Source organism: Pantoea sp. C1E2 (assembly GCF_056491465.1).
Genome location: NZ_JBSZHT010000002.1, coordinates 587,989 through 602,075 on the forward strand (window position 1 = coordinate 587,989; position 14,087 = coordinate 602,075).

The window sequence follows — 14,087 nt, forward strand, 5'->3', positions numbered from 1 at the left end:
TGGGATGATTCGCTTTCAAGAGGTCAGTAAAGCTTACCTGGGGGGACGTCAGGCGCTGCAGGGAGTCGATTTCCATCTTCGTCCCGGCGAAATGGCATTCCTGACTGGCCACTCCGGCGCCGGGAAAAGTACCTTGCTGAAGCTGATTTGTGGCATTGAGCGCCCGAGCGCCGGGCAAATCTGGTTTAGCGGCCACGATATTTCGCGTCTGCGTCGCAGTGAAGTGCCTTTCCTGCGACGTCAGATCGGGATGATTTTCCAGGATCACCACTTGCTGATGGATCGTTCGGTCTATGACAACGTGGCGATCCCGCTGATTATTTCCGGCGCCAGCGGTGAAGATATTCGTCGTCGCGTATCGGCAGCGCTGGATAAAGTCGGCCTGCTCGACAAAGCGAAGAGTTACCCGATCCAGCTCTCTGGCGGTGAACAGCAACGTGTCGGCATTGCCCGTGCGGTGGTGAACAAACCTGCGGTGCTGCTGGCGGACGAACCCACCGGTAACCTGGATGATGCGCTGTCGGAAGATATCCTGCGCCTGTTTGAAGAGTTCAACCGCGTCGGTGTAACGGTATTAATGGCGACGCATGACACCGGGTTGATTGCCCGCCGCAATTACCGCTTGATGACGTTGAATCAGGGACGCCTGCACGGAGGCCATGATGGTCAATAAACGCAATAAGCGCCCGGCGGCGCCAAAGGCGACAAAGCAGCCCTCCAAAAGCAAGGCGCTGAAAGGCGGCTGGCAGGAGCAGTGGCGCTATGCACTGCGCGGCACGCTGTCGGATATGTGGCGTCAGCCGCTGGCGACGCTGCTGACCGTGATGGTGATTGCCATCTCACTGACGCTGCCCAGCGTCTGCTACATGGTGTGGAAGAACGTCAGCCAGGCTGCCACGCAGTGGTATCCCGCGCCGCAGCTGACGGTGTATCTGGATAAAGCGTTAGATGATACGGCGGCCGAGAATGTGGCGGCTGAACTGAAAAAGTTAGATGGCGTAGATAACGTCAACTATCTGACGCGTGAAGAAGCGCTGAATGAGTTCCGTAACTGGTCTGGTTTCGGTGGCTCAATGGATATGCTGGAGCAAAACCCACTACCCGCTGTGGCCATCATCACGCCGAAGCTGAATTTCCAGAATTCAGACACCATGGCTAATCTGCGTGATAGCGTGGCGAAAGTGCAGGGCGTGGATGAAGTGCGCATGGATGACAGTTGGTTTGCCCGTTTGGCGGCATTAACCGGGCTGGTGGGGCAAATCGCTTCGATGATTGGCCTGTTGATGGTGGTGGCGGTGTTCCTGGTGATCGGTAACAGCGTGCGCCTGAGCATCTTTGCCCGCCGCGATACCATTAACGTGCAAAAGCTGATTGGTGCCACCGATGGCTTTATCCTGCGCCCATTCCTCTATGGCGGCGCACTGTTAGGTTTCAGTGGTGCAGTGCTTTCACTGCTGCTGTCCGAAGTGCTGGTGCTGCGTCTGCAGTCGGTAGTTGCGCAGGTGGCGACGGTGTTTGGCACCACCTTTGTTCTGGAAGGTTTTTCCTGGGATGAAGGGCTGCTGCTACTGTTGATTGCCGCCATTATTGGCTGGATTGCCGCGTGGTTAGCGACTGTACAACATTTACGCCGATTTACGCCGCAGTAACCAACAGCAACGTTTTTTGATATAATCTTCCTCTGCTGCCGACGATCTGGGAGCAGAGGATTTTTCCTATTTCCCCCGCCGTCATCTGTGTGTAAAATATTCACTGCTATAATTGAACTTGTGGATAACTTTGTCGTCCAAGTAGCACAGATTGCTTTTGGTTTTTTCGCGACGTTGACATAATGTAACGTCTGCGCAAAACACCGTGCAGCAAGTCCATTGAATTTGTGAGGGTTTGAATGACCAAAGAAATGCAAACTTTAGCGATTGCGCCTCTGGGTAACCTGGAATCTTACGTCCGGGCTGCTAACAACTGGCCGGTACTGACGGCAGAACAGGAGAAGGCATTAGCGGAGAAACTGCATTACCAGGGCGATCTGGATGCAGCAAAAACGCTGATCCTGTCTCACCTGCGCTTTGTTGTTCATATTGCTCGTAACTACTCCGGTTACGGCCTGCCACAGGCGGACCTGATTCAGGAAGGTAACATTGGCCTGATGAAGGCGGTGCGTCGCTTCAACCCTGAAGTCGGCGTACGTCTGGTGTCATTTGCCGTGCACTGGATCAAAGCAGAAATTCACGAATACGTGCTGCGTAACTGGCGTATCGTGAAGGTCGCGACCACTAAAGCACAGCGTAAGCTGTTCTTTAATCTGCGTAAAAGCAAACAGCGTCTCGGTTGGTTTAACCAGGACGAAGTGGAAATGGTTGCGCGCGAGTTAGGCGTGAGCAGCAAAGACGTACTCGAGATGGAATCTCGTATGGCCGCGCAGGATATGACTTTCGACATGTCTTCGGATGACGAAGCAGGCGAAGGCAAGCCGATGGCACCGGTGCTGTATCTGCAGGATAAAACCTCCGACTTTGCCGATGGCATTGAAGAGGACAACTGGGATGCACACGCTGCCGACAAGCTGAGCGATGCCATGCTGAGCCTTGATGAGCGCAGCCAGCACATTATCCGCGCCCGTTGGCTGGATGATGAGAACAAAACCACGTTGCAGGAGTTGGCCGACAAATATGGCGTCTCTGCAGAGCGTGTGCGTCAGCTGGAAAAGAACGCCATGAAGAAACTGCGTATGGCGATCGAAGCCTGATTCGCATCAGGTAAAAACGGGGCGACTTTTATAGTCGCCCTTTTTATTTTACCCAGCCATCTGCCTGCGCGCGAAAACCACAGGCCTGCATAAACGCCGCGCGGACACTCTGATCGGCTTCGCCGTCATCGGCTATCCACCAATCCGACAGTGCGCTGTTCTGCGCCATGGTCTCTTCCAGCAGATATTGCCCGACGCCGCGCCGCTGCGTCACTTCGCGCACATTGAGGTGCGAAATCTTCCCCTGCGTGCCACGAATCTCCAGCTGTAACCCACCCAACAGACGATCGTTAAACCTTGCCGCATATAAGCGCTGCGTCTCGCTTAATGCGGTTTCCAGTTGCGAAATATCGATCTGCGGCCAGACTTTAGCTAAATCCAACCGATCCTGCGGCGTGAGTGCGGTGATTCGCTGAATAGTGAGCTTCATTACCCTTACCTGTACTGCCAGAAAGGCCATAGTGTAGCGAATTTAGACAGTCAGCGTGCTGTCACTTTTTTGCAATGAAAATAGGTCAAATGCCAGCCACTTTGCCAGGATTGTGGAAGAAGGCATCAATGATCGTCGAAAAAGCCAGCATAAAGCCCTGGTAACCTGACTAAATTGCGGCCAGATAAACCAGATGATTCTGCTGTTCCACGCGACTAATACTGAATATGTCAGTTGATTTACAGAAGAAAGTTCCTGTTTAATAACCTGAAAAATAAAGCCTTCTTAACAAAAAATGCCAGAAAAGTGCGCTAACTCATTATTCTAAAATCAGTTTTCCTCTTTGACTGGCTGAAAATAAACCAAACACAACGACACACGACACAACAGATGGGGAAGTTCGCATGAAAATGAGTAAAGGACGCGCATTATTGGCAGGTTGCGTCGCGCTGGCGCTGAGCCACGCGGCACTGGCGAAAGACATCAAAATTGCCATCGTTGGCGCAGCAACCGGCCCGGTTGCGCAATACGGTGATATGCAATTCACCGGTGCAGCGCAGGCGATCAAGGACATCAACGCCAAAGGTGGCGTTAACGGTGACAAACTGGTTGGCGTGGAATATGACGACGCCTGTGACCCGAAACAAGCGGTTGCGGTTGCCAACAAAGTGGTTAACGACGGTATCAAATACGTTATCGGTCACCTGTGCTCCTCTTCAACTCAGCCTGCATCTGACATCTATAACGATGAAGGCATTCTGATGATCACCCCAGCAGCAACCGCACCGGAACTGACGGCCCGTGGTTATGCGGACGTGCTGCGCACCACCGGTCTGGATTCCGATCAGGGCCCAACCGCTGCGACTTATATCCTCGACCAGATCAAACCAAAACGTATCGCTGTCGTGCATGACAAACAGCAGTACGGTCAGGGCCTGGCAGAATCGGTGCAGAAAACCCTGAAAGCCAAAGGCGGCAACGTTGTGCTGTTCGAAGGTATCACCGCGGGCGATAAAGATTTCTCAACGCTGATTGCGCGTCTGAAGAAAGAGAACGTCGATTTCGTTTACTACGGCGGTTACTACCCAGAGCTGGGGCAGATTCTGCGTCAGGCTAAATCAGCCGGTCTGAAAGCGGGCTTCATGGGGCCAGAGGGCGTGGGCAACGCTTCACTGTCTAACATCGCCGGTGATGCTTCAGAAGGTCTGTATGTGACTCTGCCGAAGCGTTATGACCAGCTGCCAGAGAACAAGGCGATTGTTGACGCGATCAAAACCAACACTGCCTCAAACCGTAAGGATCCAACCGGCCCGTTCGTCTGGACCACTTATGCTGCGATTCAGTCACTGGTGGCCGGCATTGAGCGCAGCAAGAGCGATGAGCCTGATGCGATTGCTAAGAACCTGAAAGAAGGCGCTGCAGTGCCAACCGTGATGGGCAACCTGAACTGGGATCAGAAAGGCGACCTGAAGGGCTTCGAATTTGGTGTCTTCAAATGGCACAAAGACGGCTCTTCTACCGCTGTTAAGTAATTCCCAAGCTTAAATAGATTGGCCCTCTTTCTTGCCGGAGAGGGCTGGGAGAGGGACAGCGCGCACGACTTTCATGACGCGCGCTTCTGTTCCCTCACCCTAACCCTCTGCCAAAAGGGAGAGGGGATTTTTAGTCCACATGCAGGTCCTCACTATGTCCGAGCAGTTTCTCTATTTCATTCAGCAGATGTTCAACGGGGTCACCCTCGGAAGCACCTACGCGCTGATCGCCATCGGTTACACCATGGTTTACGGCATTATCGGCATGATCAACTTCGCCCACGGCGAGGTGTATATGATCGGCAGCTATGTCTCCTTTATTGTGATTGCCGCCCTGATGATGATGGGCATCGATACCACGTGGCTGATGATTGCCGCCGGTTTCGTGATGGCGGTGATCATCTCCAGCGCTTACGGCTGGAGCATTGAGCGCGTGGCGTATAAACCCGTGCGCTCCTCTAAGCGTTTGATCGCGCTGATCTCGGCGATCGGGATGTCGATCTTCCTGCAGAACTACGTCAGCCTGACGCAAGGTTCGCGCGATCTGGCGTTGCCAAGCTTGATCACCGGCCAGTGGACGCTGGGCGAGAGCAACGGTTTCGCCGCGACGCTCTCCACCATGCAACTGGTGATTTGGGTAGTGACCTTCCTGTCAATGCTGGCCCTGACGCTGTTCATCCGTTATTCACGTATGGGCCGCGCCTGTCGCGCCTGTGCTGAAGACCTGAAAATGGCCAGCCTGCTGGGTATCAACACCGACCGCGTGATCTCACTGACCTTCATTATCGGTGCTGCCATGGCCGCAGTGGCTGGCGTGCTGTTAGGCCAGTTCTACGGTTCGATTAACCCGTTCATCGGCTTTATGGCTGGCATGAAAGCCTTTACCGCTGCGGTATTGGGCGGCATTGGCAGTATTCCGGGTGCGATGATTGGTGGTCTGGTGCTGGGTATCGCGGAAGCGCTGACCTCGGCGTATCTGTCGACGGAATATAAAGATGTAGTGTCGTTTGCGCTGCTGATTGTGGTGCTGCTGGTGATGCCTACCGGGATTCTGGGCCGTCCGGAGGTAGAGAAAGTATGAAACGCCTCGGTCTGGTCAACGCCGTTATCTCTACGGTGATGTTATTGATTCTTGCCACCTTCTTTATGGGCGTCCGTCTCGATCTGGACGGTACCAAACTGGTGGTGGCCAATGCAGGCGCCGCACGCTGGAACTGGATTTTCATCGGCTGTGCGGTGGTGTTTGTCTTCCAGCTGCTGCGTCCACTGTTCCATGGCAAGTTCAAACGCAGCGGTAAAAGCTTCGTGCTGCCGGGCTTCGATGGCTCTACGCCGAAACAAAAGTTGGTGATGGCGCTGCTTATCGTTGCTGCGGTGCTGTGGCCGTTTCTGGTGTCACGTGGCAGCGTAGATATCGCCACGTTAACGCTGATCTACGTGATGCTCGGTCTTGGCCTCAACGTGGTGGTGGGTCTCTCTGGTTTGCTGGTGCTGGGCTATGGTGGTTTCTATGCCATCGGCGCTTACACCTTTGCGCTGCTCAATCACTATTACGGCTTTGGTTTCTGGGAAAGTCTGCCGCTGGCGGGGATTGTTGCGGGTGCGTTTGGCTTGATGCTGGGCTTCCCGGTGCTGCGGTTGCGCGGTGACTATCTGGCGATTGTGACGCTCGGCTTCGGTGAGATCGTGCGAATTTTGCTGCTGAATAGCACTTCGATCACTGGCGGTCCGAACGGTATCGCGCAAATTCCTAAACCGAGCCTGTTTGGTATTGAGTTTGGGCGTCGGGTCAGTGAAGGTGGCTGGACCACCTTCCACGAGCTGACGGGCCTGCAATACGATCCCAACCACCGTGTGATTTTCCTCTATCTGGTGGCGCTGCTGCTGGTGGTGCTGACGCTGTTCGTGATCAACCGTTTGCTGCGTATGCCATTGGGCCGTGCGTGGGAAGCGCTGCGTGAAGATGAGATCGCCTGTCGCTCGCTGGGACTCAGCCCAACGCGTATCAAGCTGACCGCTTTCACCATCAGCGCCGTGTTCGCCGGTTTTGCCGGCACGCTGTTTGCCGCACGTCAGGGCTTTGTCAGCCCGGAATCCTTCACCTTCGTCGAATCAGCCTTCGTGCTGGCGATTGTGGTACTGGGCGGCATGGGTTCGCAGTTTGCGGTGATCCTCGCGGCGGTGCTGCTGGTGGTGTCGCGCGAATTGATGCGTGATTTGAATGAGTACAGCATGCTGGTGCTGGGTGGTTTGATGGTGCTGATGATGATTTGGCGTCCGCAAGGGCTGCTGCCGATGAAGCGTCCTCACCTGAAGTTGAAAAGCAGTAAACAAGGAGAGCAGGCATGAGTCAGCCTTTGTTAGCCGTTGAAGGCTTGATGATGCGCTTCGGCGGTCTGTTGGCCGTCAACAACGTGGCGCTGGAACTGCATCCCCAGGAAATCGTGTCACTGATCGGGCCGAATGGCGCCGGTAAAACCACGGTGTTCAACTGCCTGACCGGCTTCTATAAGCCGACCGGCGGGACTATCAAGCTGCGCGACCAGGAGTTGCAGGGACAGCCGGGCCAGAAGATTGCGCGCATGGGCATCGTGCGTACTTTCCAGCACGTGCGTCTGTTCCGTGAGATGACGGTGATTGAAAACCTGCTGGTGGCGCAACATCAGCATCTGAAAAGCGGCGTGTTCTCCGGCCTGTTCAAAACCCCGGCGTTCCGTCGTGGTGAGAGTGAAGCGCTCGATCGTGCGGCCACCTGGCTGGAGCGTATTGGTTTGCTTGAGCTGGCCAACCGCCAGGCGGGTAACCTGGCTTACGGCCAGCAGCGTCGTCTGGAAATTGCGCGCTGCATGGTGACGCGTCCGGAAATCCTGATGCTGGATGAACCTGCAGCTGGTCTTAACCCGCGTGAAACCCACGAGCTGGATGAGCTGATTGCTGAACTGCGTGGCGAGCACAAGGTCTCCGTGCTGTTGATTGAACATGATATGAAGCTGGTGATGGGCATTTCTGACCGCATCTATGTGGTGAATCAGGGAACGCCGCTGGCCAACGGGACACCGGAAGAGGTGCGTAACAATCCGGATGTGATCCGTGCTTATTTAGGTGAGGCGTAATATGGCAAACCCGATTTTAACTTTACAGGGTATCAATGCCCATTACGGCCCGATTCAGGCACTGCATAACATCAACCTGCACATCAGTCAGGGTGAAATTGTCACCCTGATTGGTGCTAACGGCGCGGGCAAAACCACGCTGCTGGGTACGCTGTGCGGTGAACCTCGCGCCACCAGTGGCACTATCGTGTTCGACGGTAAAGAGATCACCGACTGGCAAACGGCAAAAATCATGCGTGAAGCGATTGCGATTGTGCCGGAAGGCCGCCGCGTATTTTCGCGCATGACGGTGGAAGAGAACCTGGCGATGGGCGGCTTCTTCGCAACCCGTCAGGAGTATCAGCAGCGCATTGAGCGCGTTTACCAGCTGTTCCCCCGGTTGGCAGAGCGTAAAGTGCAGCGTGCGGGCACCATGTCCGGTGGTGAGCAACAGATGCTGGCGATTGGTCGTGCGCTGATGAGTCAGCCACGCTTGCTGTTGCTGGATGAGCCTTCACTGGGTCTGGCGCCGATTATTATTCAGCAGATTTTCGATACGATTGAACAGCTGCGCAAAGAGGGCATGACGATCTTCCTCGTTGAGCAAAACGCCAACCAGGCGTTGAAGCTGGCCGATCGTGGCTACGTGCTGGAGAACGGTCATGTGGTGCTGGAGGACAGTGGTGAAGCGTTACTGTCCAACGAAGCGGTACGTAGCGCTTATCTGGGTGCCTGACCTGGCTTACTTACCGCCAACGGTCTGAACAGTGGCACGAGTTTGCGATAACTCGTGCCACTTTAAACTTTCTAATACGCGCAATCCCTGTCACATCTCCGTCATAAACCTGTTATTAATCCGTCATTTCCCCGTGTCATGTTACTTCGCGAACAAAAAAATGCGTGATATCGCGCGTACCTAACAGCACAGGAAAAAACTTATGTCCGCTTTTACGCTTCGTCCCCGCCTGATGAGTGTGTTGCTCGGTCTGGCGCTCAGCGGTAACGCGCTGGCAGCAACTGACATCCCTTTCTGGCACTCAATGGAAGGCGAGTTAGGCAAAGAAGTCGATTCTCTGGCACAACGTTTTAACCAGGCTCACCCAGAATACAAAATCGTACCGACTTACAAAGGTAACTACGAGCAGAGCCTGGCAGCGGGTATCGCTGCTGTGCGTACCGGTAAAGCACCGGCTATTCTCCAGGTTTACGAAGTGGGTACAGCGACCATGATGGCCTCGAAAGCCATCGTGCCAGTGCATGACGTGTTCAAAGACGCGGGCGTGCAGATGGATCCTAAACAGTTCGTGCCAGCAGTCGCGGGCTATTACAGCGACAGCAACGGCCAGCTGATCTCTCAGCCGTTCAACAGCTCAACGCCTGTGCTGTACTACAACAAAGATGCTTTCAAAAAAGCCGGCCTGAACCCAGACCAGCCACCAAAAACCTGGCAGGAACTGGCGAAAGACGCCGATGCGCTGCGTAAAGCGGGCATGACCTGTGGTTACGCCAGCGGCTGGCAGGGCTGGATCCAGATCGAGAACTTCAGCGCCTGGCATGCACTGCCGGTTGCCACCAAAAACAACGGCTTCGATGGCACTGACGCGGTACTGGAGTTCAACAAGCCAGTACAGGTGCGCCACATCCAGATGCTGGAAGACATGAACAAGAAGGGTGATTTCACCTACTTCGGTCGTAAAGATGAATCTACCGCTAAGTTCTATAACGGCGACTGCGGCATCACCACGGCCTCTTCTGGTTCTCTGGCGGATATCAAGCATTACGCCAAGTTCAACTTCGGCGTTGGCATGATGCCTTACGACTCAACTGTGCCTGACGCACCGCAGAACGCCATCATCGGCGGCGCGAGCCTGTGGGTGATGAAAGGCAAAGATGCCGACACCTATAAAGGCGTAGCAGAGTTCATGAAGTTCCTGGCACAGCCAGAAATCGCCGCAGAATGGCACCAGAAGACCGGTTACCTGCCGATCACTACTGCTGCGTATGAGCTGACCAAGAAGCAAGGCTTCTATGACAAGAACCCAGGCGCAGACATCGCAACGCGTCAGATGCTGAACAAAGATCCACTGCCGTTCACCAAAGGCATGCGTCTGGGCAACATGCCACAGATTCGTACCATCGTGGACGAAGAGCTGGAAGGCGTGTGGACCGGCAAACAGGCCCCACAAGCCGCACTGGATAACGCTGTGAAGCGCGGAAACGAATTGCTGCGTCGTTTTGAACAGCAAGTGAAGTAATTCCGTTGTCTCGGGGCTGGCGCATAGCGTCAGCCCCGATTTCTCTTTTGGCGAGTCTGCTATGTCCTCATCACGCCCCGTATTTCGCTCCCGATTTTTGCCTTATTTGCTGGTGGCACCGCAGCTGGTGATTACCGCCATTTTCTTCTTATGGCCTGCCGGTGAAGCGCTGTGGTACTCACTGCAAAGCATCGATCCCTTTGGTATTTCCAGCACCTTTGTCGGGTTGGAGAACTTTAAACGTCTGTTCAGCGATGAGTATTACCTCGCGTCGTTCTGGACCACCATTGAGTTCAGCGCACTGGTCACCGTGTGTGGCATGACCTTCTCGCTGCTGCTGGCGGCGCTGGTCGATTACGTCATACGGCTGAAAAAACTTTATCAAACCTTGCTGTTGCTGCCTTACGCCGTTGCGCCCGTGGTTGCCGCGGTACTGTGGATGTTCCTGTTCAATCCCGGCCTCGGTCTGTTCAGCCATCTGCTAAACCAGATCGGTTACAACTGGAACTACGCGCAAAACAGCGGTCAGGCGATGTTCCTGATCGTGCTGGCGTCCATCTGGCAGCAGATGAGCTACAACTTCCTGTTCTTCTTCGCCGCGCTGCAGTCGATTCCCAAATCGCTGGTGGAAGCCGCGGCGATTGACGGCGCCGGTCCGGTGCGTCGCTTCTTCAATCTGTCACTGCCGCTGATCACCCCGGTGAGTTTCTTCCTGCTGGTGGTTAACCTGGTGTATGCGTTCTTCGATACCTTCCCGGTGATCGATGCCGCGACCGGCGGGGGTCCGGTGCAAGCCACCACCACGCTGATCTACAAAATTTATCGCGAAGGTTTTACCGGTCTGGATCTTTCGTCTTCCGCCGCGCAGTCGGTGGTGCTGATGCTGCTGGTGATTGGCCTGACGATCCTGCAATTCCGCTTTGTCGAGCGTAAGGTGCAATACCAATGATTGAGAATCGACGCGGGCTGGATATCTTCAGCCATACCTTGCTGGTGCTCGGCGTGCTGACCATTCTGTTCCCGCTGTACGTGGCGATTGTCGCCGCCACGCTGGATAACGAAGCGGTGTATCAGGTGCCAATGACCTTAGTGCCCGGCACGCATCTGTGGGAGAACATTTCGCGCATCTGGACCCAGGGCGTCAACGGCAGCGGTCCGGCCTTTGGCATGATGATGCTCAACAGCCTGATCATGGCGCTGGGCATTACGGTGGGCAAAATCGCGGTGTCGATGCTCTCCGCGTTCGCGCTGGTGTGGTTCCGATTCCCGTTGCGCTCGCTGTTCTTCTGGTTGATCTTCATCACCCTGATGCTGCCGGTGGAAGTGCGTATCTTCCCCACGGTGGAAGTGATTTCAAACCTGAACATGCTCGACAGCTACAGCGGCTTAACGCTGCCGTTGATGGCCTCGGCCACCGCAACGTTCCTGTTCCGCCAGTTCTTTATGTCACTGCCGGATGAGTTGATTGAAGCGGCGCGTATTGATGGCGCCAGCCCGATGCGTTTCTTCTGGGATATCGTTTTGCCACTGTCCAAAACCAACCTCGCCGCGCTGTTCGTGATCACCTTTATCTACGGCTGGAACCAATATCTGTGGCCGCTGTTGATCATCAACGATCCGAGCCTCAGCACCGCGGTTGCCGGGGTGAAAAGTATGATCAACACCAGCGGTGGCCCAACGCAGTGGAACGAAGTGATGGCGGCAATGTTATTAACCCTGATCCCACCGGTGGTGGTGGTTCTCGTGATGCAACGTGCCTTTGTGCGTGGCCTGGTGGAGAGTGATAAATAAATGGCAGGCGTAACCCTTCAGACCGTCACCAAATCGTATGACGGCAAAAATCAGATCATCCAGCCGCTGAATATTACCATCAATGATGGTGAGTTTATGGTGATGGTCGGCCCTTCCGGCTGTGGCAAATCGACGTTGCTACGCATGGTGGCGGGGCTGGAACGTGTGACTTCGGGCGATATCTACATCGACGACAAGCGCGTCACCAACATGGAACCGAAAGATCGTGGCATCGCCATGGTGTTCCAGAACTATGCGCTTTACCCGCATATGACCGTGGGCGAAAACATGGCTTACGGCCTGAAAATTCGCGGCATGGGCAAAGAGCAGATTGAGCAACGCGTGATGGAAGCGGCGCGCAGCCTGGAGCTGGATCATCTGCTGGCTCGCCGTCCACGTGAGCTGTCGGGCGGTCAACGTCAGCGTGTGGCAATGGGCCGTGCGATTGTACGTGAACCGGCGGTATTCCTGTTTGATGAGCCGCTGTCGAACCTCGATGCACGTCTGCGTGTGCAGATGCGTCTGGAGCTGCAACAGCTGCATCGTCGCCTGAAAACCACCAGCCTGTACGTAACGCACGATCAGGTAGAAGCCATGACGTTGGCACAGCGCGTCATGGTGATGAACAAAGGTGTGGTAGAGCAAGTGGGCACGCCGGTAGAAGTGTATGAGCGTCCGGCGAGCCAGTTTGTGGCGTCGTTTATCGGTGCGCCTGCCATGAACCTGCTGCCAGGCCAGATTAACAGCGACGGCACGCGCTTTACGCTCGATGCGCTCAACAGCCTGCCATTGGGTGAAAGCAAAGCGAAGTGGGCGAACCGTCCCCTTACGCTGGGCATCCGTCCTGAACATCTGGTGCTTAGCACGCAGGCGGCGGGCGGTATCCCGCTGGTGGTTGATACGCTGGAGATGCTGGGTGCGGATAACCTCGCGCACGGCCGCATCGGCAACACTCGCCTGGTGGTACGTTTGCCGCACAGTGAGCGTCCACAATCGGGCAGCACCTTATGGCTGCAACTGCCGCCAGATGCGTTACACTTCTTCGATTCAACCCATGGAAAGCGTCTGGAATGAGTGTAGAAAATTGGCCATACCCACAGATCGTCGCCCATCGTGGCGGCGGTAAACTGGCTCCGGAAAATACCCTGGCGGCGATTGATGTCGGCGCGCAGTACGGCCACATTATGATCGAGTTTGATGCCAAGCTGTCGGACGACAAGCAGGTGTTCCTGCTGCATGACGATACGCTGGACCGCACCAGCAACGGCTGGGGCGTGGCGGGCGATCTGTCATGGACTAAGCTGTCACAGTTGGATGCCGGTAGCTGGTATAGCCGCGAGTATGAAGGTGAGCCGCTGGCGTTGTTGCGTGACGTGGCCGATCGCTGTCGCCAGCATCAGATGATGGCGAACATCGAGATCAAACCGACCACTGGCAAAGAGGTGGAAACCGGACGCGATGTCGCTTTAGCCGCACGTGAACTGTGGCAGGGGCAAACCGCACCGCTGTTGTCTTCCTTCTCTTATGAAGCGCTGGAAGCGGCGATGCAGGCGGTGCCAGAGCTGCCGCGAGGGCTGTTGCTGGATACGTGGCACGATGATTGGTTAGCACTCACTTCTGCGCTGGGCTGCGTCTCCATCCATCTTAACCACAAACTGCTGGATGCCGAACGCACCGCGCAGCTAAAAGCAGCCGGATTGCATATTCTGGTGTACACGGTGAATCAGCCCGCGCGGGCGCGCGAGCTGTTGAGTTGGGGCGTCGATGCCATCTGTACTGACCGCATCGATATCATCGGTCCCGACTTCCGTTAATTCCCGCTCTGAGAATTACCGTTCTGCTGGCCCGGCTGCGATTGAATCACGCGCTGCTGGGCACTATCCCGCCGCTCCTGCATTTTCCGCTGCAATTCCTGATTCTGCTGTTGCTGATCCTGTTTCAGCTTCAACTGTTGTTGCTGCTGCTGAGTCTGCATTTGCGACTGCATGCGCTGCTGACTTGGGTTATAGCCAGGCTTGTTCGGGTCATTTGTGCTGTTCAGCATATTTGCCATGCTGCTTAATGGCAGCAACGCAGCGATAACGATTAGCCATTTTTTCATGGTCTTCCTCCATTAATGCAGCCTGCTGTGTGCTGTTGCCATCAGTATGGCAACAAGGGCTGCTGTCATAAGTTTATGCGATGTCACAAAGTCCTGAACCAGGAGTGCGCCGAATTTGGCTTACTGCTACGCTTTTTATC

At 55.1% G+C, this 14,087-nt stretch carries 15 protein-coding genes; 13 read left to right on the forward strand and 2 right to left on the reverse strand.

Annotated elements, in window-relative coordinates:
* Positions 1-4: 4 nt before the first annotated feature.
* The 3 genes from ftsE to rpoH all read left to right on the forward strand — a co-directional run bounded on the left by ftsE (position 5) and on the right by rpoH (position 2,746).
* On the forward strand, positions 5-673 hold the full coding sequence (gene ftsE / locus ACXI0A_RS02915; RefSeq protein ID WP_224932097.1) for a cell division ATP-binding protein FtsE: 669 nt from the start codon (positions 5-7) through the stop codon (positions 671-673).
* Positions 663-1,649: a permease-like cell division protein FtsX gene (gene ftsX, locus ACXI0A_RS02920; RefSeq protein ID WP_224932099.1), complete on the forward strand. Its 987-nt coding sequence runs from the start codon at positions 663-665 to the stop codon at positions 1,647-1,649. The genes ftsE and ftsX overlap by 11 nt, the downstream gene beginning before the upstream one ends.
* 239 nt (positions 1,650-1,888) lie before the next feature.
* Positions 1,889-2,746 (forward strand): RNA polymerase sigma factor RpoH, encoded by an 858-nt coding sequence (rpoH, locus tag ACXI0A_RS02925; protein WP_224932101.1) that lies wholly within the window; start codon positions 1,889-1,891, stop codon positions 2,744-2,746.
* Between the two features lie 43 nt (positions 2,747-2,789).
* Here the strand turns inward: rpoH and panM are convergent, their stop codons facing one another.
* Positions 2,790-3,176 carry an aspartate 1-decarboxylase autocleavage activator PanM gene (gene panM / locus ACXI0A_RS02930; protein WP_476150457.1) on the reverse strand — a complete coding sequence of 129 codons (387 nt, stop codon included), beginning with the start codon at positions 3,174-3,176 and terminating at the stop codon, positions 2,790-2,792.
* 404 nt (positions 3,177-3,580) lie between these two features.
* Between panM and ACXI0A_RS02935 the strand changes: the two genes are divergently transcribed.
* The 10 genes from ACXI0A_RS02935 to ugpQ all read left to right on the forward strand — a co-directional run bounded on the left by ACXI0A_RS02935 (position 3,581) and on the right by ugpQ (position 13,660).
* Positions 3,581-4,708: a branched-chain amino acid ABC transporter substrate-binding protein gene (locus ACXI0A_RS02935; RefSeq protein ID WP_224932103.1), complete on the forward strand. Its 1,128-nt coding sequence runs from the start codon at positions 3,581-3,583 to the stop codon at positions 4,706-4,708.
* Between the two features lie 154 nt (positions 4,709-4,862).
* Positions 4,863-5,789, forward strand: coding sequence for a high-affinity branched-chain amino acid ABC transporter permease LivH (gene livH / locus ACXI0A_RS02940; protein WP_034827036.1), 927 nt, complete (start codon positions 4,863-4,865; stop codon positions 5,787-5,789).
* Positions 5,786-7,057: a high-affinity branched-chain amino acid ABC transporter permease LivM gene (locus ACXI0A_RS02945; protein WP_224932104.1), complete on the forward strand. Its 1,272-nt coding sequence runs from the start codon at positions 5,786-5,788 to the stop codon at positions 7,055-7,057. Before livH ends, ACXI0A_RS02945 begins: the two co-directional genes overlap by 4 nt.
* On the forward strand, positions 7,054-7,821 hold the full coding sequence (gene livG / locus ACXI0A_RS02950; protein WP_038643684.1) for a high-affinity branched-chain amino acid ABC transporter ATP-binding protein LivG: 768 nt from the start codon (positions 7,054-7,056) through the stop codon (positions 7,819-7,821). Before ACXI0A_RS02945 ends, livG begins: the two co-directional genes overlap by 4 nt.
* Position 7,822: 1 nt before the next feature.
* Positions 7,823-8,536 (forward strand): high-affinity branched-chain amino acid ABC transporter ATP-binding protein LivF, encoded by a 714-nt coding sequence (livF, locus tag ACXI0A_RS02955; RefSeq protein ID WP_224932105.1) that lies wholly within the window; start codon positions 7,823-7,825, stop codon positions 8,534-8,536.
* Between the two features lie 202 nt (positions 8,537-8,738).
* Positions 8,739-10,055, forward strand: coding sequence for a sn-glycerol-3-phosphate ABC transporter substrate-binding protein UgpB (gene ugpB / locus ACXI0A_RS02960; protein WP_224932106.1), 1,317 nt, complete (start codon positions 8,739-8,741; stop codon positions 10,053-10,055).
* A 61-nt stretch (positions 10,056-10,116) separates the two neighbouring features.
* The gene (ugpA, locus tag ACXI0A_RS02965) at positions 10,117-11,004 is read left to right on the forward strand and encodes a sn-glycerol-3-phosphate ABC transporter permease UgpA (RefSeq protein ID WP_224932107.1); all 888 of its coding nucleotides are present in this window, start codon (positions 10,117-10,119) and stop codon (positions 11,002-11,004) included.
* A complete protein-coding gene (ugpE, locus tag ACXI0A_RS02970; protein WP_224932108.1) occupies positions 11,001-11,846 on the forward strand; it encodes a sn-glycerol-3-phosphate ABC transporter permease UgpE in 846 nt (281 codons plus the stop codon). The genes ugpA and ugpE overlap by 4 nt, the downstream gene beginning before the upstream one ends.
* Positions 11,847-12,920, forward strand: coding sequence for a sn-glycerol-3-phosphate import ATP-binding protein UgpC (locus tag ACXI0A_RS02975; protein ID WP_224932110.1), 1,074 nt, complete (start codon positions 11,847-11,849; stop codon positions 12,918-12,920).
* Positions 12,917-13,660, forward strand: a complete 744-nt coding sequence (gene ugpQ / locus ACXI0A_RS02980; protein ID WP_476150452.1) for a glycerophosphodiester phosphodiesterase — start codon at positions 12,917-12,919, stop codon at positions 13,658-13,660. The genes ACXI0A_RS02975 and ugpQ overlap by 4 nt, the downstream gene beginning before the upstream one ends.
* Here the strand turns inward: ugpQ and ACXI0A_RS02985 are convergent.
* Positions 13,657-13,947: a DUF2756 domain-containing protein gene (locus ACXI0A_RS02985; RefSeq protein WP_224932114.1), complete on the reverse strand. Its 291-nt coding sequence runs from the start codon at positions 13,945-13,947 to the stop codon at positions 13,657-13,659. The genes ugpQ and ACXI0A_RS02985 overlap by 4 nt on opposite strands.
* Between the last annotated feature and the right edge of the window lie 140 nt (positions 13,948-14,087).